The following is an 18722-nucleotide window of genomic DNA, read 5'->3' on the forward strand; positions in this document are numbered from 1 at the left end:
TTTTAATTCCCGGTCAATTGCTGAAGTAGCTGTTCCACAGCTTTAAAGCGCTGCTCTATTTTATCCATCTTTATCGTGAACTTCAGCTGACTGGCGCCGCCAAACTGAAATTTTTGTGGCTGTTGTTGTACCAGTTGAACCAGTTTGAATGGATCTACCGTGGTGTCAGCTTCGAAATCGACTCGTCCTCCGGTGTCTCCGGCGTCAATTTTACTGATACCTAGCTGCTCGCAGTGGAGTTTCAGTAGTGTCTGGCGGAACAGGTTTTTGGTTTGCTCGGGGAGTATGCCGAAGCGGTCGATCATCTCGATCTGCAGCTCTTTCAGTTCGGTCTCGTTTTTGCCGTTGGCGATCCGTTTATACATGATCAGACGGTTGTGGACATCTGGCAGATAGTCGTCCGGAATCAGAGCGGGAACGCGTAGGTTGATCTCTGTACCCTGTTTTAGTGGGGCTTCAAGGTTGGGCGTTTTTCCTTCCCGTATCGCTTCAACAGCCTGCTCCAGCATCTCAAGATAGAGGGAGAAACCTACATTTTGAATCTGGCCGCTCTGGCCTTCACCCAGCAAATCACCGGTGCCGCGAATCTCCATGTCATGGGTCGCAAGGGTGAAGCCGGCACCCAGCTCATCGGCGCTGGTAATCGCCTCCAGCCGTTTAGCTGCGTCGGTGGTCATCGCTTTAGGGTGGGGGGTCATCAGGTATGCATATGCCTGATGGTGGGAGCGGCCAACCCGTCCCCGTAGCTGGTGAAGTTGTGCCAGACCGAACTTATCGGCCCGATCGATGATGATCGTATTAGCATTCGGTACATCGATACCGGTTTCGATAATCGTGGTGCAGACCAGCACATTAAAGCGTTTGTGGTAAAAGTCTGACATCACCTGTTCAAGTTCACGCTCGCGCATCTGTCCGTGGCCGATACCTACCCGGGCCTCGGGCACCAGTTCATTTATTTCGGCAGCACTCTGCTCGATATCCTTAACTTCGTTATGCAGGTAGTATACCTGTCCGCCACGCAGCAGTTCTCGCAGAATCGCTTCCTTCTTCAGTGCTTTATCAGCCTGGCGTACAAAGGTTTTAACCGACAGGCGCCGGGCGGGAGGGGTGGCGATAATCGACAGATCCCGGATGCCGGACATTGCCATGTTGAGTGTCCGGGGGATCGGTGTAGCGGTCAGAGTGAGAATATCAACCTCCGAGCGGAGTGATTTCAGTCGCTCTTTCTGTTGTACGCCAAAGCGGTGTTCCTCATCGATGATCAGCAGTCCGAGATCGCTGAATTTGATATCACCCTGCAGTAGCTTATGGGTTCCGATAACAATATCGGTTTTCCCCTCTTTGAGAGATTCTATGACCGCGTTGCTCTGTTTGCCGGAGCGAAACCGGGAGATTAGTTCTACATTCACCGGCCAGTCGGCAAAGCGATCGCGAAAATTCTCATAGTGTTGTTGTGCCAGAAGGGTGGTGGGTACCAGTATGGCCACCTGTTTGTTGCTTTGTACTGCTATAAACGCAGCGCGCATTGCGACTTCTGTTTTACCGAAGCCTACGTCGCCGCAAATCAGCCGGTCCATAGGCTGTTCCGATTGCATATCTTTTATGACAGCCTGGATGGCGGTGGCCTGGTCCACGGTCTCCTCAAAAGGGAATGCGGCGCTGAAGCTGGCATAATGTTCGTCCGGTGAATCGAACTGGTGGCCTCGGCGTGCTGCGCGACGGGCATAAATGTCCAGTAACTCTGCAGCGGTATCGCGAACCTTTTCGGCGGCCTTGCGGCGCGCTTTGCTCCATTGTTCTGTACCCAGTCGGTGGAGGGGGGCGAGCTCGTCGCCAGCACCGGAGTAGCGGCTAATCAGGTGTAGCGAGGTGACCGGAACATAGAGGTTGGCTTCGTTTGCATATTCAAGTTTAAGGAATTCTGAGGTTTGCGCGTCGAGATCAAGCGTAACCAGGCCCCGATAACGACCGACGCCGTGATCAATATGGACGACCGGTGCTCCGATACTCAGTTCGGTCAGGTTCTTGATTATCTGATCTGATTGCTCCTGCTCTCTGGAGCGGCGGCGGCGCTGAAAGACCTGGTGGCCAAACAGTTGTGTTTCGGTGATCAGATGGAATTTGCCCGGTGCGCTGAGGCCCTGTTCCAGTGGGAAGATACAGATGTTGACCGGATAGCCATCACTGAAAAACTGTTGCAGGCTATCAACCGGGTGGGGTTTGATGTTGATGCGTCCGAGCAGCTCGATCAGTGCTTCGCGGCGTCCGGCGGATTCGGCGCAAAACAGTACCCGGTCACGGGTTTTCGACAGGAAGTTGTTGACCGCAGACAACGGACTTGCCGCCTGGGCATTGATGGTGAGTTCGGGTGGTTCTGACAGGCTCAGGTTGTAGCGGCCGGACTCCGGTCTTGCCTGGGTTTTGTTCTGTTGCAGCTGAATGCGCTGCATTTTTTTCAGCGTGCCAAACAGCTCATTGGCGGGTATAAACAATCTGTCAGGCGGCAGAATGGGGCGCTCTATATCATAGCGCCGTTCCTCGTAGCGCTCCTGTACTTCCCCCCAGAACTGAGTGCAGTGATCCTCCAGATTGGTTTCGGTGAGAATCAGGACATTATCCGGCAGGTAATCAAACAGGGTTGCGCTGACATCAAAGAATAGTGGTTGGTAATACTCGATGCCGGGCGGGCTGATACCGTCATTTACATCCTGATATACGGAGCAGCGTTTATAGTCTACGTCGAAGGTTTCCCGCCAGCGCTGCTTAAAATTACGAATTGAAAGTTCATCGAAAGGAAACTCTTTTGCAGGCAGTACGCGAATCTTGTCGACTTTATCTACTGAGCGCTGGCTTTCAGGATCGAAGCTGCGCAGAGTGTCAACCTCATCATCAAACAGTTCGATCCGGTAGGGGGTGCTACTACCCATCGGAAAGATATCAATGATTGAGCCGCGGATGGCGAACTCGCCATGTTCATAGACGGTTTCTGTGAGACGATAGCCGGCATCGGAGAGCTTGCGGCGCATCTCGTCCAGATTGAATGACTGGCCCTGATCGAGGATCAGGGAGTTGCTATCGAGGAATTGTTGTGGGGCCACTCGCTGCATCAGCGTGCTGGCTGGAATAATCAATAGACCGCGCTGCATCTGCGGCAGTCTGTACAGAGTGTTGAGTCGCTCTGAGATGATATCCTGATGTGGCGAAAAGTTATCGTAAGGCAAGGTTTCCCAGTCGGAAAACAGCATGCATTCGGCATCGTTGTTGCTAAAGAATCGTATCTCAGATTCAAGCCGTGTGGCGCTGTCACTGTCATTGGTGATACAGAGAATCAGTCCTGAGTGCTGACTGGCAATCTCTGTGGCCAGCATGCCGCGGCCGCTACCAGAGAGGTTGCCGATCCGTCGGATGTCACCGGCTGACTTGGGTAACTGATATTCATCTTTAAACACTGACAACAAACTCCATGAACGGGCACGCGCTTCTGTGCGAAATACTGGTGTGATATGGCCGCTTATCTTACGGCGCGTGGGGCAAAAGTACAGCCTATAATCTCACCGTCCTGCGGTGAGGTGGATTTGTCTTAATACGACATGTTTGTGACATTAATCTGAAATATAGCCCTAAAGTGTAGTGTTTCTGATTTGCTCACGGAGGGTTAAAAGGTGATAATGCGCCCAGCAAAAATTGACTGCTATATTGACTACTACCTTTTTGGAGTGAGCCGTGAGCCAAGATAAAGTGTTAGCTGACTGGAAAGGTCGCGAAGCATTAGCTGAAGAGATGATCCCTTTGGTTGGTCGTCTGTACCGTGACAAGAACGTTGAGACATCTGTATATGGTCGTCTTATCATCAAGCGTTCCGTTGTTGATGTGATAAAAGCACACCGCTATGTGCGTCAGGTTGAAGAGCAGGAGCTGTCAGTCATTGATACGCATCCTATTCTGACTGCTCTGGATAAGATTGATGTTAAGAATGCACACGTTGACGTGGGTAAGCTGGCGGTCAAATTCCAGCAGGAAGCCAATGGCGTATCTGTAGAAGATTTCCTGGCAACTGAACTGGCGCCTGCAATTGGTGGTGCTGCTTCAGAACCTACGGATGTTGTTCTTTACGGTTTTGGCCGTATCGGTCGTCTGCTCGCCCGTCTGCTGATTGAGCGTACCGGTGGCGGACAGTCTCTGCGCCTGCGTGCTATCGTTGTGCGTAAGGGTAAGGCTTCCAATGATCTGGAGAAGCGTGCCAGCCTGCTGCGCCGCGACTCTGTTCACGGTTCTTTCCGCGGAACGATTCAGGTCGATGAAGAGAATCAGGCGATTATCGCTAACGGCAATCTGATTAAGGTTATCTACTCTGACGGTCCTGATCAGGTTGATTACACTCAGTACGGTATCGATAACGCACTGGTGCTGGATAACACTGGTATCTGGCGTGATGAAGCAGGTCTGTCACTGCATCTGAAATCTAAAGGTGTTGCCAAGGTTGCCCTGACTGCGCCGGGTAAAGGCATTAAGAATATCGTTATGGGTGTTAACCATGGCGATATCGACGACAGTGATACCATTCTGTCTGCCGCTTCATGCACAACTAACGCTATATCGCCTGTACTGAAAGCGATCGATGCTAAGTATGGTGTGACCAATGGGCACGTTGAGACTGTTCACGCGTATACCAATGATCAGAACCTGATTGATAACTATCATAAAGGTGATCGTCGTGGTCGTGCGGCCGGTCTGAACATGGTTATTACCGAGACGGGTGCTGCAAAAGCGGTTTCCAAGGCGTTGCCTCAGCTTGAGGGTAAGCTGACCGGTAATGCGATCCGTGTTCCTACACCAAACGTTTCAATGGCGATTCTGAATCTGAATCTTGATTCTGAGACCAATAAAGAAGAGTTGAATGAGTATCTGCGTGAGATGGCATTGCACTCTCCTTTGCAGAAGCAGATCGATTACAGCAACTCTCCGGAAGCGGTATCTTCTGACTTTGTTGGCTCTCGTGCTGCGGGTGTTGTTGATGCTCTGGCAACTATCGGTGAAGGCAATCGTTGCGTACTTTATGTATGGTACGACAATGAGTTTGGTTACAGCTGTCAGGTGATTCGTATGGCTCAGCGTATGGCTAAATGCACCCTGCCTGCGTTCCCTAAAGCCAAGGTCTGATAAGACTTTAGGCTAACGGAAAACCGCCCTAAGAGGCGGTTTTTTATTGGTTTTTTCTTCATATGCATAAAAAGAATATTTATATATCTTAAAGTTCTATCAATGCTTTGCGATTAATGACCTAAAAGTCACCTTTAATGGTCGCTCTTGTAGAAAAATTACCTCCCGATCTTTATACTTAACCGGTTTTTGGGTTGGGGTTATCCCGTGCTTTGTAGGGTTTTTGCTTTGGTTTGTGACATCAGGGGACAATGTTGCAGAGTCGGAGGCATCGTGCTTTGCGGGACGGGATCCTGAAAAAATTATAATAGAGATTGGGTGAGGCGGATGATCAAGATCAAACAGGGTCTGGATCTACCTATAACAGGCACTCCTGAGCAGACTGTTTCGGCAGCTGTTGAGGTTACGTCTGTCGCCGTGATCGGCTTCGATTATCCAGGCATGAAGCCTACGATGCGGGTCAAGGTGGGAGATCGGGTAAAACTCGGTCAAGTGATCTTTTCCGATAAGAAAACGGAAGGTGTGGATTTTACAGCACCAGCTGCGGGTGTGATTAAAGAGATCAACCGTGGTGATCGACGGGTTCTGCAATCGGTTGTTGTTGAAATTGATGGCAACGAAGCAGAGCAATTTTCGAAATATGAAGTATCTCAGTTGTCTTCGCTGACAGCTGAGCAGGTTCAGGATAATCTGGTTAAATCCGGAGCCTGGACTGCACTGCGTACACGTCCATTCAGCAAGGTTCCACAGCCAGGCACTCAGCCTGCGTCGATCTTTGTTACTGCGACAGATACAAATCCTCTGGCAGCGAATCCTGAAGTGATTATCGCTGAGCAGACAGAAGCCTTTGTTAATGGTCTGACGGTATTAACCCGCCTGACTGAAGGTAAAGTGTTTCTGTGTAAGGCTGAGGGAGCAAACATACCCACAGCTGACGGGGTGACGGTCGAAGAGTTTGCTGGCAAGCATCCGGCAGGTAACGCGGGTACCCATATTCACTTCCTGGATCCGGTATCAGCGACTAAAACTGTCTGGACTATCGGCTATCAGGATGTCATCGCGTTTGGTCAGCTGTTTACGACAGGTGAGCTGTTTACCGATCGTGTTGTTGCGATTGCCGGTCCTCAGGTTAATCAACCTACTCTGGTACGTACGCGTTTGGGTGCAAGCCTGGATGAGCTACTGGCAGGACGTACTGAAGGTGAAAATAATCGTGTTATCAGTGGTTCTGTCTGGAATGGCCGAAATTCTGCCGGACCTTTGGGTTATCTTAGCCGTTACGCCAGCCAGGTGACTGTGCTGGAAGAGGGCGATCAGCGTGAGCTGCTGGGCTGGATAGTACCGGGTGCGAATAAGTTCTCTGTTCTGAATATGTTCCTTTCCAAGCTGAGTCCGTCTAAGAAGTTTAACTTCACCACGACGACTAATGGTTCCGAACGGGCCATGGTGCCGGTGGGGCAGTTCGAAGAACTGATGCCGCTGGATATTCTTCCTACGCAGCTGTTGCGTGCTCTGGTGACCGGCGATATCGTTCATGCGATGGATCTGGGGTGCCTTGAGCTGGACGAAGAAGACCTCGCGCTGTGCACATTTGCCTGTCCGGGCAAGTATGAGTACGGCCCAATCCTTCGCGACAATCTGGCGCGTATCGAGAAAGAGGCCTGATCATGAGCTTAAGAAATATTCTTGATAAAATGGAGCCGCATTTCCATAAAGGCGGCAAGTATGAAAACTGGTATGCGCTGTATGAAGCCGCCGATACTATTTTCTACACTCCGGGTCATGTGACTAAGACAGCTGCCCACGTTCGTGATGCAGTTGACCTTAAACGAATGATGATCCTGGTATGGATGTGTACTTTCCCTGCTGTCTTGTTTGGTTTGTACAATGTTGGTCTGCAGGCTAATACTGCAATGGCAACATTGGGAATCACTGAACCGTCAACCTGGCAGGGTGGCCTTACAGCGCTGTTCACCAGTTTTAACCCGGACAGCCTGTGGGATAACATCATTCACGGTGCGATGTACTGGCTGCCTATCTATCTGACGACCTTTGTTGTCGGTGGTTTCTGGGAAGTGCTGTTCGCAATGAAGCGTGGACACGAAGTAAACGAAGGCTTCTTTGTTACTTCTATTCTGTTTGCCCTGATTTTGCCGCCAACGATTCCGTTGTGGCAGGTCGCACTGGGTATCAGCTTCGGCGTTGTGATTGGTAAAGAAGTTTTCGGTGGTACCGGTAAAAACTTCCTTAACCCCGCTCTGACGGGTCGTGCTTTCCTGTTCTTCGCATACCCTGCGCAGATGTCAGGCGATGCGATCTGGACTGCCGTTGATGGCTTCTCTGGTGCTACACCTCTGGGTCTTGCTGCTGCGGGTGGTGTTGATGCTATTCTGGCGCAGAATATCACCTGGTTTGATGCCTTTATCGGCACCATTCAGGGATCTGTCGGTGAGGTGTCTACTTTTGCCGTTGCGCTGGGTGGCGCTGTATTGCTGATTGCTAAGGTGGCTGCATGGCGTATTGTCGCCGGTGTGTTCCTGGGTATGACCGTGATGGCTACCCTGTTTAACATCATCGGATCCGATACTAATTCGATGTTTGCCTTACCGTTTTACTGGCATATGGTGCTGGGTGGCTTTGCTTTCGGTATGTTCTTTATGGCAACCGATCCGATCTCAGCTTCTATGACAAATACCGGCAAGTGGTTCTTTGGAGCACTGATCGGTGTGATGGTTGTTCTTATTCGGGTAGTTAACCCGGCCTTCCCTGAGGGGATGATGCTGGCGATTCTGTTCGGTAACCTGTTTGCGCCACTGATCGATAACTTTGTCGTTCAGGCGAACATCAAGCGGAGGGCTCTACGCAATGTCAGCAAGTAAAGATTCCATCGGTAGAACAATTACCGTTGCTGTTTTGCTTTGTGTGGTCTGCTCCGTTGTTGTATCAGCGTCAGCAGTGCTGCTTAAGCCTAAACAGGTAGCTAACAAGAACCTTGACCGTCAGACTAATATCCTTGCTGCAGCAGGTATTGCCACTGCAGGTCAGGATATTCCAGCACTATTCGATCAGTTGATTGAAAAGCGTTTTGTCGATCTGCGTTCCGGTCAATACACTGAAGTGGATGATCCTGCCCGTTACGATGCGCGTAAAGCGGCTAAGGAGAGTGACACTGGTGTTGCTCTGGAGCGCGGCGTAGATATCGCTTCAATCAAGTATCAGGCAAAAGTGATGCCGGTATACCTGGTTAAGAAGCAGGGCGGTGAAGGCTTTGATAAACTGATCCTTCCGGTCCATGGCTATGGCCTTTGGTCTACTTTGTACGGCTTCCTGGCGTTAGAAGCAGACCTTAATACGGTTGTTGGTTTTGGCTTCTATTCACACGCTGAGACTCCGGGGCTGGGTGGCGAAGTTGATAATCCAAACTGGAAAGCGCTGTGGCCTGGTAAGCAGGTCTATCCTGCCGGTTCTATGGTGCCAGCGTTAGGACTGGTTAAAGGCAATGTTAATCCTGCCTCTGCCTCTGCTAAGCATCAGGTGGATGGACTTGCCGGCGCGACTTTGACCAGTAACGGTGTATCTAATCTGGTTAAATTCTGGATGGGTGAGAATGGTTATGCGCCATTCCTGTCAAATCTGAAAGCAGGGGGGGCGTAAATTATGTCTCAAGTTAAAGATGTCCTGATTGGACCGATTTTTAACAATAACCCGATCGGGCTGCAGATCCTGGGGATCTGTTCCGCTCTGGCGGTAACCTCAAACCTGGGTACAGCGTTTGTAATGACCCTCGCGGTAACGGTGGTAACAGCGTTTTCAAACCTGTTTATTTCCGTTATTCGTAATCAGATCCCGGGCAATATACGGATTATCTGTCAGATGGCCATCATTGCATCTCTGGTAATCGTAGTTGACCAGATTCTGAAAGCGTATGCTTATGATATTTCTAAGCAGCTTTCGGTATTCGTGGGTCTGATCATTACTAACTGTATCGTAATGGGCCGTGCTGAAGCCTTCGCGATGAAGAACCCTCCGGGGATCGCCTTCCTCGATGGTATCGGTAACGGACTGGGATACGGTGTAGTGCTGATCTTTGTTGGTTTCCTTCGCGAGCTGTTTGGTGCGGGTAAACTCTTTGGCATCGAAGTTTTACCGCTGGTCACTGACGGTGGTTGGTACATGGCTAATGGTATGATGTTGTTACCGCCAAGTGCGTTCTTCATCATCGGCATGTTTATCTGGCTGGTTCGTACCTTTAAGAAAGATCAGGTTGAAGCGCCCGAGTTCGAGCTTGCTAAGAACACTCAGAAGGAGGCTGTGTAATGGAACAGTATATCAGCCTTGCTGTTAAGGCGATCTTTGTTGAAAACATGGCGCTGGCCTTCTTTCTGGGGATGTGTACATTCCTGGCGATATCAAAGAAGGTTCAGACGGCTATCGGTCTGGGTATTGCCGTTATTGTGGTTCTGGCGATCACAACACCGATCAATAACCTGATCTATAATCTGCTGCTTCGTGAAGGTGCGCTGGCCTGGGCCGGTTATCCTGAAGTTGATCTGAGCTTTCTGGGCTATATCTCTTATATCGGTGTAATCGCTGCGATTGTACAGATTCTGGAGATGTTCCTGGATAAGTATGTACCTGTACTCTACAACGCACTGGGTGTATTCCTGCCGCTGATTACCGTGAACTGCGCCATTATGGGTGCGGCACTGTTTATGGTGGAGCGTGACTACTCCTTTGGTGAGTCTGTTGTTTATGGTACGGGTGCGGGTCTTGGCTGGGCGTTGGCGATCACCGCTCTGGCAGGTATCCGTGAAAAACTGAAATACAGCGACGTACCGGAAGGTTTGCGTGGCCTGGGTATCACCTTCATCACTGTTGGTCTGATGTCCCTGGGTTTCATGTCTTTTTCCGGCGTGCAGCTGTAATTGCTGTCGCATGATCAACTAAAGAAGGATTAAGCTAATGAATGCAGAAATCGTTCTCGGCGTTGTCATGTTTACCGCGGTAGTGCTTGCACTGGTCGCGGTAATTCTGGCAGCCCGTTCAAAACTGGTTAGCAGTGGTGATGTGACCATCACCATTAATGATGACCCAAACAAGAGCGTAACTGTTGCTGCTGGTGATAAGCTGCTTCAGACTCTGTCGAATGCGGGTATTTTCGTACCGTCTGCATGTGGTGGCGGTGGTACCTGCGCGCAGTGTAAGTGTCAGGTTCTCGATGGTGGTGGCTCAATGTTGCCAACAGAGGAATCTCACTTCACTATGCGTGAGGCAAAAGAAGGGTGGCGTCTCTCCTGTCAGGTTGCTGTAAAGCAGGATATGAAGATTGAACTGGAAGAAGAGATCTTTGGTGTTCAAAAGTGGGAGTGTACGGTTGAATCCAACCCTAACGTTGCTACTTTCATCAAAGAGCTGACCCTGCGTCTGCCGGAAGGTGAGAACGTAGACTTCCGTGCCGGTGGTTATGTTCAGCTGGAATGTCCTCCTCATGAAGTGCATTACAAAGACTTCGATATCGAAGAGGAATATCGTGGTGACTGGGATAAGTTTGATCAGTGGCGGTATGTGTCGAAGGTGGACGAAAACACTATTCGTGCATACTCCATGGCGAACTATCCGGAAGAGCGTGGGGTGGTTAAATTTAACATCCGTATCGCCTCTCCACCTCCGGGGACAGATTACCCACCGGGTATCATGTCGTCTTATGTATTCAGCCTGAAGCCGGGTGATAAGATTACCGTTTATGGACCATTTGGTGAGTTCTTTGCCAAGGATACCGACAACGAGATGGTCTTTATCGGTGGTGGTGCGGGTATGGCGCCGATGCGTTCGCATATCTTCGATCAGCTGAAGCGTCTCAACTCTAAGCGTAAGATCTCTTTCTGGTATGGTGCTCGTTCACTACGTGAGTGCTTCTACAATGAAGAGTATGATCTGCTTCAGGAAGAGAATGATAACTTCCAGTGGCATCTGGCGCTGTCAGACCCTCAGCCTGAAGACAACTGGGATGGTATGACCGGATTTATCCATAACGTGTTATATGAAAACTATCTGAAGGACCATGAGGCTCCTGAAGATTGTGAATACTACATGTGTGGGCCTCCGATGATGAATGCTGCTGTAATCCAGATGCTGGTTGATCTGGGGGTTGAGCGTGAAAACATCTACCTCGACGACTTCGGTGGCTGATCATTGATGTCTGAATTAAACAGGCAACTAAATAAACGGCCGGCAGCTCTGCTGCTGGCCGCTTCGTTTCTATTGTTTACGCTCCTTTCCGGGTGTAGTAAACAACCTCAGATTGTCAGCCATCAGGGTCCGACGATGGGTACCAGCTTCACCGTGAAGTGGGTGTCTTCTGATGCTGATAGAGATGCAAGGCTACCGGCACAGATCGATCAGCTGCTGGTTGCGGTCAATAACAGTATGTCTACCTACCAGAAGGATTCAGAACTGAGCCGCATCAATCAGATGCCGGCAGGTGTGTCTGTCGCCCTGTCTGAAGGTCTGACTCAGGTATTAAAAAAAGCTTTAGAGATTAGCGAATCATCCGCCGGCGCATTTGATGTCACGGTCGGACCGCTTGTTAATCTGTGGGGCTTTGGTCCGGATGGTCGTGTTATTCATGCGCCGGATGAGCAGGAGATAACTCTGCTGCAGCAGCGGGTGGGTTCCCACTATATTGAGCTTTCCGGTAACCGGTTAAACCGGCAGCGTAACGTTTATATTGACCTGTCTGCGATTGCTAAAGGGTATGGTGTCGATAAGGTTGCTGAGCTGCTCGAAAACGCGGGTATTACCGCATATCTGGTAGAGATTGGTGGTGAGCTGAGAGCCCGGGGTGTTAAGCCGGATAACAGTCACTGGAAAATAGCGATAGAAGCTCCGGTTTCCGGTGAGCGTCAGGTTCAGCGTATAATTGAAGTTAAAGATGTAGGTATTGCCACCTCAGGCGATTATCGCAATTACTTCGAGGAAAACGGTATCCGTTTTTCCCATACAATAGATCCGGCAACCGGTATGCCTATCCGTCATAAACTGGCGTCTGTGACCGTGCTGGCCAGTGATTGTGCTAGTGCTGATGCACTGGCGACCGCAATGATGGTGTTGGGTCCTGAAAAGGCAGAAGCCTACGCTGAAGACCAAGGTGTTGAAGCGTTAATGATTATAAAGGCCGATGAGGGCTTTATCGAGAAGATGACACCGGGGTTTAAAGATTACCTGGTGGAGTGAGGAAAGATCTATGAGTACTATGATTTTGTCTTTTGTTGTTTTGATATTAGTTGTTGCCGCTATGTCTGTCGGTGTAATGATGGGGCGTAAGCCGATTGCCGGCTCCTGTGGTGGTCTGGCCAATGTGGGGATCGATGAAGAGTGCCCTATCTGTGGTGGTGATCAGAACCGCTGCGATGAAGAGCAGGATAAGCAGAGCCGTAAAGAGGATATTGCTGATCTCGCCTATGATGCCAAAAATGCCCGCTAAGCCGGGCAATCAGATCGGACTTCTGCCTGCTAATTCAGAGTCGACTCTCTGCTTAAAAGTATCTGGTTTCGTTGAGTCTTAAAAAAGTTTATAAAAATTAATAGATAATAGGGGAAAGTGATGGCTGTATATGACTATGATGTCATTGTAATCGGATCCGGTCCCGCCGGTGAAGGCGCGGCAATGAATGCGGCGAAGAAGGGACGTCGTGTAGCTGTCATCGAGTCACAGGACTCTGTGGGCGGCAACTGTACGCATAAGGGAACTATCCCATCCAAGGCGTTGCGTCACTCAGTTAAGCAGATCATCGAGTTTAATACTAACCCTATGTTCCGTGATATTGGAGAGCCACGCTGGTTCTCCTTTCCAAAAGTACTCAAGCGCGCCGAAAAAGTGATCTCCAACCAGGTTATGATGCGCACCAACTTCTATGCCCGGAACCGGATCGATCTGTTTTTCGGCAAAGCGGAGTTTGCTGATAAGAATACGGTGCTGGTGACCGGTACTGTTAAGGGTAATGAAACCCTGCGGGCGAAAAATATCATTATCGCTACCGGTTCACGGCCATATAAACCGGATGACATCGATTTTAACCATCCACGAATCTATAACAGTGACACTATACTCACCCTGAGTCATACCCCCAGGACCCTGATTATTTACGGCGCCGGTGTTATCGGTTCAGAATATGCCTCTATCTTCAGCGGGCTGGGTGTCAAAGTTGACCTGATAGACTCAATGGATCGGTTGTTGTCTTTCCTTGATGCTGAGATCTCCGATTCCCTGAGTTATCACCTGCGTAACAATGCGGTTAAGATTCGTCATAATGAAGTCTATGAAAAAGTCGTCGCTGATGAGCGCGGGGTAACCCTGACACTGCGTTCTGGCAAGATGATCCGTGCGGATGCATTCCTCTGGTGTAACGGACGAAGCGGTAATACCGATAGGTTAAAGCTGGAAAATATTGGTCTTGAGGCTAACGGCCGGGGACAGATTGAGGTTGACGAGCACTACCGTACCAAGTCAGAAGGGATCTATGCCTGTGGTGATGTCATCGGCTGGCCTGCGCTGGCTTCAGCCGCGCTTGATCAGGGCCGTGCAGCGTCCTCTGACATGCTCAATGCTGATGACTTCCGTTTCATCAACGATGTACCAACGGGTATCTATACCATTCCTGAGATCAGCTCTATTGGTAAGACAGAGGAGCAACTGACAGAGGAGTGTGTGCCTTATGAAGTGGGTCAGGCTTTTTTCAAAGACACAGCCCGCGCCCAGATATCGGGTGAGCCGGTGGGTATGCTGAAAATTCTCTTCAACCGGGATACGCTGGCCATATTGGGTATCCACTGTTTCGGCGATCAGGCTTCAGAGATTGTGCATATCGGTCAGGCGATTATGAATCAGGCGGGGGAGGCGAATACAATCAACTATTTTGTTAACACCACCTTTAACTATCCGACCATGGCTGAAGCCTACCGGGTAGCGGCAATTGCCGGTCTGAACCGTATATCTAATCTGTAAATCGCCCTGCGATGATAAAAAAACCGCCCTAGGGCGGTTTTTTTATGTTTGTTACTTAATCAGTTTTATTGTCGTCGGGCTTTTCCGGGGCCTTATAAAATCCATCTTCATAATATTTTCCGGTTACACCAAGTTTTCTTTCAACCCAGCGGTTGTAATGTTTCCAAATGAAGAAGGCTGGCGTCATGGCGATCATAATGCCGAGCATCAACCCGGCACCTGAGTATTTCTCTGGCATCTGGGTCATCACCCAGTCATAAAATCCGCTGCTATCGATTATCAGGTAATACGCGATAAGAAACAGTAAACCAAATCCGGTTGCAATGTGATGCAGTAGCTTGTTATGTGTGCTGTCATTCAGGTTGTTGTTTGAGCTTCCGGACATAAAATTGATTATCCAAGGTAACGGTGTACTCTGATGCTTGGCAGAAACGGTTGCGGATCGATCTTCAGATCACTGCGCTCGAGTCGGCTGCGGGCCTCAGGCGGGGTAAGCGGAGGCTCATTATACGCGGGCAAAGAGGGATTATCACTGTTAAGGGCGATAATAATCGGCAGTGATGTGTTTTGTGCTTTTCTCAGCGTATGTTCCTTCTGTTTCCAGACCGGATTGGCGCGCATGACCGGTACCTGGTTTTGTACCTGTGCGAGCATATCTCCGGGGTGTAGCTGGCCAACTGCCTGTAACTGTATCTGAATATGCGCCTGGCTGGTGTCCATTTTAAGCAGTTTTTCCTCAGCTTCCCTGGGCGTTAGTTTGCGAATGCTGCGGCCACTGGTATACCAGCTGAAGCCTATTCTCGAGGGGCAGGTATCAAAAACAGGAATTTGTCGATAACACTGCTTGAGATGAATTCTTGATGCGCCATGGCGATGCAGCAGTGCGGCGATCGTTTCACTTCTTTTGTGTAACGTCTGCAGAATTTCGGCTGACTGACTTAAGCGATAGCGGGTAGCGAGTTGCTGAAAGCAGGATTTGGCGTGATTAAGTCTCTGAGTGGCCTCAATCAGTTCAGGATTAGCGCCAATTATTCCGTGTTGACTGATTGTAGTCCGTCCGTCCTGCCCATCCCGATACCAGATATCAGTATATAGGCTCGCCGCCTGTTTCAGGTTGCAGGCAGTTTCTCCCGGTAACCAAAAGGGAAGTGTGCTTTTGAGTAGTTGTTCTGAAAAGCTGAGAAGTTCCTGATTGAGTTGATTCAGGCTTTCTAATAGTTCGACAGCGCTAGTACTGCTCATCACTCTGCTGTCGTTCGCGGGACTGGCTGGTTAGAATATAACGGGCAACAATTAAGCGACTGCTTTCGGGCAGGTCACTGAACTCTACACCAATTTTATATTGTCCGTCTTCCTCCTGTTCGCCGCTGTAGAGCACTTGTCCGTAGAGTAGCAGGCCGGTATAGGTATCTTCAAATACAACCTTAAGTGCCAGGTAACTGTTCACTGGGATCGCTTCGCTACTGAAAAAACTCAATCCCCCTTCGCTCAGGTTGATTTCTTGTGCAGACAGGTTTTCGAACTCAACATCACTCTTGGCAATGGCGTGTGCGATGGCATCGATCTTATTGTTCATGTTCTCAAGATAAGACGCGACCATCGGGTCTTTTTGGGCAATCTTGCGCAACTGGTAGCTGTTATCATGGCTGAATTCGTGAAGTTGAGTCAGCAGTAAAAAGAAAGGCGATACCTGAAACTGCGTAGGCAGTCGGCCGTGTTGCATCTCATCTTCCGTGATGACTTTGTAGTCGACTGCTACTTTGCCATTAATGCGGAAATACTGACGTCGTTCCTGATTCAAAATACAGCCCTCGTGAATTTGTCACTTTTTCTGAGTATAGCGAATATTATTCTGATTTTGTTAGAGAATTTCATCAGTCTGTGATTTAATCGCGGCCATGTTTAGACCATTCTCTCTGTATGTTGGGCTGCGGTATACCGCAGCTAAACGGAACAATAATTTTATCTCATTTATCTCGCTGGTCTCGATGCTGGGACTGATGCTGGGTGTCGCTGCGCTGATCGTTGTGCTTTCGGTAATGAACGGCTTTGACCGTGAGTTGAAAGAACGCATTCTGGGGATGGTTCCCCATGGGACCATATCGGATTACGGCAAGCCTCTGGAAAACTGGCAGGCGGTTGCTGCAAAGGTTAATACGCAGCCCGGAGTCATCGGTACAGCGCCCTATATTCAGGCGCAGGGGATGCTGACAAACCGGGGTGTGGTTCGGGGTGTTCTGATCAATGGTATTGAGCCTGAGCTGGAGCAGAAAATCTCTATTCTCGATGACCATATCAAAGCGGGTAGCCTCGATGCGTTACAGCCTAAGAGTTACGGTATTGTGCTGGGATCGCTGCTGGCCCGCTCAATGGGGGTGGCGCTCGGCGATAAGGTGACACTGGTGCTTCCTGAGGCGTCAATCAGTGTTGCGGGTATCATCCCGCGACTGAAGCGATTTACCGTGGTAGGGGTGTTCGAAGTCGGGGCAGAACTGGATGCAAATCTTGCGTATATCCATATAGATGATGCGGCACGTATTAAGCGAATGGACAGCGGTGTTGATGGCATCCGGCTGGAGTTTGATAATCTGTTTCAGGCACCCACGGGAATCAGGCAGATCATTGCTGATCTTGGTGAGTTCTATCGCGCCAGTGACTGGACCCGTACTCACGGCAATCTGTTTCAGGCGATCCAGCTGGAAAAGAAAATGATCGGATTGCTGTTGTTTCTGATCGTATTTGTGGCGGCCTTTAATATTGTCTCAACACTGGTGATGGTGGTGACTGATAAGAAGGGGGATATCGCCATTCTCCGGACGCTGGGAGCAACGCCTGGACGAATTATGCGGATCTTTATGGTGCAGGGTACGGTCATCGGAGTCATGGGAACCTTGCTGGGATCTATTCTGGGTACTGCTCTGGCCCTGACGATTACAGATCTCATTGCCTGGGTTGAGCACACCTTTGGTATTCAGTTTCTCAGTGCGGATGTGTATTTCATCAGTTATCTTCCCTCGCAGTTGCAGTTAAGTGATGTGATGCTGATTATTACTGTGGCCTTGGGAATCAGTTTTCTGGCAACCATCTATCCTGCCTGGCGGGCGTCCCGGACACAGCCGGCGGAGGCATTGCGCTATGAGTGATCTGGTTCTGCAGTGTGTTAATCTGCAAAAACGTTATGGTGATGGCGATATTGCTGTTGAGGTTTTACGGGGTATAGAGCTGGAGGTGAAGCGGGGAGAAACTCTGGCTATCGTCGGCAGTTCTGGCTCAGGTAAGAGCACACTGCTGAATATGCTGGGTGGGCTTGATCTGCCGAGTTCGGGGGATGTACGGGTCGATGATCAGTCGCTGTTCGATATTAACGAGGAGGAGCGGGCCCGGTTGCGTAATAGCTCTCTCGGTTTTGTTTATCAGTTTCATCATCTATTAGCGGAGTTTAGTGCGCTTGAGAATGTAGCGATGCCTTTGTTGATCAGAGGGGAGGCTATCAATGTCGTGCGGGAACAAGCGGCCGCTATTTTGCATTCGGTGGGTCTGTCTCATCGCCTGAAACATAAGCCTTCCATGTTAAGTGGAGGGGAGCGTCAGCGGGTGGCGATCGCCCGGGCGCTAGTGACCAATCCCGCCTGTGTTCTGATGGATGAGCCCACGGGGAATCTTGATCGCTATACTGCTCAGGAAGTTCAGGCACTCATGCATAAACTGAACAGCGAGTTTGGTATATCGTTTGTGGTGGTAACCCATGACCCTCAGCTCGCGGAAAAGCAGGGAAGGGTCGTTGAGCTAAAAGATGGTTTGCTGCAGGAGATACACGGCTAATTCTGTCTATCTTCGCAGTGTTTGACTATTTAAAAAGCCGGAGTTATTCCGGCTTTTTGCTGTCTGTCGTCTGGTCAGGGTGATTGTCGGGTGGGGGTTCATGATCATCCGGCAGGTCGCTCTCTTTGCTGTCTTGCAGGCCTTTATCCCGTTTTAGTTTACGCAGAATAAAATTACGGGTTTTACGATTACGCCAGCTTTTATTCACGTGCCAGACCCAGAAGCGCTGCATCAGCAAGTAGCCCAGTGTGCCGCTGACAAGTGCACAAACCATTGACCCTACAAGTAAAGGCAGCCAGATATGTTCCAGCTCCGCTTTAATCCACTCCATGGTTAACTCAAAATCGATCGCAACAGCATCGACTCCCAGGATCTGCGTACCTAGCCAGTAGGAGAAATAAAACATGGGAGGGATGGTAAGCGGATTAGTCAGCCATACCAGGCTGACCGAGATTGGCAGGTTACTGCGTACAAACAGCGACACAACAGCTGCGATGACCATTTGCGCAGGCAGGGGTATAAAAGCACAAAATAAGCCAACGAAAAACGCCCTGCTGACAGACTTGCGAGTCAGATGCCAGAGGTTTGGATCATGTATATGACTGCCAAGCCAACTAAGGTAGCGGTTCGACTTGAGCTTATGCTCATCTGGCATATATTTCTTGATAAGTTTGCGCGGCATCAGGGAGAAACTTATAGTTAGCTGATGGGAGGTGGTAATTATGCCCCCTTACAA

The 18722-nt window shown here is 49.8% G+C and carries 17 protein-coding genes; 12 read left to right on the top strand and 5 right to left on the bottom strand.

Annotated elements, in window-relative coordinates:
- Nucleotides 1-2: 2 nt before the first annotated feature.
- Nucleotides 3-3449 carry a transcription-repair coupling factor gene (mfd, locus tag KDX31_07565; protein ID UTW04846.1) on the bottom strand — a complete coding sequence of 1149 codons (3447 nt, stop codon included), beginning with the start codon at nt 3447-3449 and terminating at the stop codon, nt 3-5.
- Nucleotides 3450-3723: 274 nt separating this feature from the next.
- On the opposite strand from mfd, the gene KDX31_07570 reads away from it, so the two are divergent.
- The 10 genes from KDX31_07570 to sthA all read left to right on the top strand — a co-directional run bounded on the left by KDX31_07570 (nt 3724) and on the right by sthA (nt 14164).
- Entirely contained in the window at nt 3724-5160 is a 1437-nt protein-coding gene (locus KDX31_07570; GenBank protein UTW04847.1) for a glyceraldehyde-3-phosphate dehydrogenase, read from the top strand.
- A 327-nt stretch (nt 5161-5487) separates the two neighbouring features.
- The gene (locus tag KDX31_07575; protein UTW04848.1) at nt 5488-6825 is read left to right on the top strand and encodes a Na(+)-translocating NADH-quinone reductase subunit A; all 1338 of its coding nucleotides are present in this window, start codon (nt 5488-5490) and stop codon (nt 6823-6825) included.
- Nucleotides 6826-6827: 2 nt separating this feature from the next.
- Entirely contained in the window at nt 6828-8039 is a 1212-nt protein-coding gene (locus KDX31_07580; GenBank protein UTW04849.1) for an NADH:ubiquinone reductase (Na(+)-transporting) subunit B, read from the top strand.
- Nucleotides 8026-8814: a Na(+)-translocating NADH-quinone reductase subunit C gene (locus KDX31_07585; GenBank protein UTW04850.1), complete on the top strand. Its 789-nt coding sequence runs from the start codon at nt 8026-8028 to the stop codon at nt 8812-8814. The genes KDX31_07580 and KDX31_07585 overlap by 14 nt, the downstream gene beginning before the upstream one ends.
- A 3-nt stretch (nt 8815-8817) precedes the next feature.
- Nucleotides 8818-9477 (top strand): NADH:ubiquinone reductase (Na(+)-transporting) subunit D, encoded by a 660-nt coding sequence (locus KDX31_07590; GenBank protein UTW04851.1) that lies wholly within the window; start codon nt 8818-8820, stop codon nt 9475-9477.
- On the top strand, nt 9477-10085 hold the full coding sequence (gene nqrE, locus KDX31_07595) for an NADH:ubiquinone reductase (Na(+)-transporting) subunit E (GenBank protein UTW04852.1): 609 nt from the start codon (nt 9477-9479) through the stop codon (nt 10083-10085). Before KDX31_07590 ends, nqrE begins: the two co-directional genes overlap by 1 nt.
- Nucleotides 10086-10122: 37 nt before the next feature.
- Nucleotides 10123-11349 carry an NADH:ubiquinone reductase (Na(+)-transporting) subunit F gene (gene nqrF, locus KDX31_07600; GenBank protein ID UTW04853.1) on the top strand — a complete coding sequence of 409 codons (1227 nt, stop codon included), beginning with the start codon at nt 10123-10125 and terminating at the stop codon, nt 11347-11349.
- A gap of 6 nt (nt 11350-11355) precedes the next feature.
- Nucleotides 11356-12393, top strand: coding sequence for an FAD:protein FMN transferase (locus KDX31_07605; protein ID UTW04854.1), 1038 nt, complete (start codon nt 11356-11358; stop codon nt 12391-12393).
- Between the two features lie 10 nt (nt 12394-12403).
- Nucleotides 12404-12643, top strand: coding sequence for a (Na+)-NQR maturation NqrM (gene nqrM / locus KDX31_07610; protein UTW04855.1), 240 nt, complete (start codon nt 12404-12406; stop codon nt 12641-12643).
- Nucleotides 12644-12763: 120 nt separating this feature from the next.
- Nucleotides 12764-14164, top strand: a complete 1401-nt coding sequence (sthA, locus tag KDX31_07615) for a Si-specific NAD(P)(+) transhydrogenase (GenBank protein UTW04856.1) — start codon at nt 12764-12766, stop codon at nt 14162-14164.
- Nucleotides 14165-14219: 55 nt separating this feature from the next.
- Here sthA and KDX31_07620 read toward each other — a convergent pair whose 3' ends face one another.
- Genes KDX31_07620 through KDX31_07630 form a run of 3 tightly spaced genes read right to left on the bottom strand, consistent with a single transcriptional unit; the run spans nt 14220 to nt 15965 of the window.
- Nucleotides 14220-14525: a hypothetical protein gene (locus KDX31_07620; protein ID UTW05328.1), complete on the bottom strand. Its 306-nt coding sequence runs from the start codon at nt 14523-14525 to the stop codon at nt 14220-14222.
- 32 nt (nt 14526-14557) lie between these two features.
- Nucleotides 14558-15406, bottom strand: a complete 849-nt coding sequence (locus KDX31_07625) for a DNA replication terminus site-binding protein (GenBank protein ID UTW04857.1) — start codon at nt 15404-15406, stop codon at nt 14558-14560.
- On the bottom strand, nt 15393-15965 hold the full coding sequence (locus KDX31_07630; GenBank protein ID UTW04858.1) for a PilZ domain-containing protein: 573 nt from the start codon (nt 15963-15965) through the stop codon (nt 15393-15395). Before KDX31_07630 ends, KDX31_07625 begins: the two co-directional genes overlap by 14 nt.
- A gap of 97 nt (nt 15966-16062) precedes the next feature.
- Here KDX31_07630 and KDX31_07635 point away from each other — a divergent pair, with 97 nt between their 5' ends.
- Both KDX31_07635 and lolD read left to right on the top strand, forming a co-directional pair.
- Nucleotides 16063-17307 (top strand): lipoprotein-releasing ABC transporter permease subunit, encoded by a 1245-nt coding sequence (locus KDX31_07635; GenBank protein ID UTW04859.1) that lies wholly within the window; start codon nt 16063-16065, stop codon nt 17305-17307.
- Complete coding sequence (lolD, locus tag KDX31_07640) at nt 17300-17986, top strand: lipoprotein-releasing ABC transporter ATP-binding protein LolD (GenBank protein UTW04860.1); 687 nt, start codon at nt 17300-17302, stop codon at nt 17984-17986. The genes KDX31_07635 and lolD overlap by 8 nt, the downstream gene beginning before the upstream one ends.
- 43 nt (nt 17987-18029) lie before the next feature.
- Here the strand turns inward: lolD and KDX31_07645 are convergent, their stop codons facing one another.
- Nucleotides 18030-18668 (bottom strand): DUF2062 domain-containing protein, encoded by a 639-nt coding sequence (locus KDX31_07645; protein UTW04861.1) that lies wholly within the window; start codon nt 18666-18668, stop codon nt 18030-18032.
- Between the last annotated feature and the right edge of the window lie 54 nt (nt 18669-18722).

The sequence above is a fragment of the Amphritea atlantica genome, assembly GCA_024397875.1.
Taxonomy (GTDB): Bacteria; Pseudomonadota; Gammaproteobacteria; order Pseudomonadales; family Balneatricaceae; genus Amphritea; species Amphritea atlantica_B.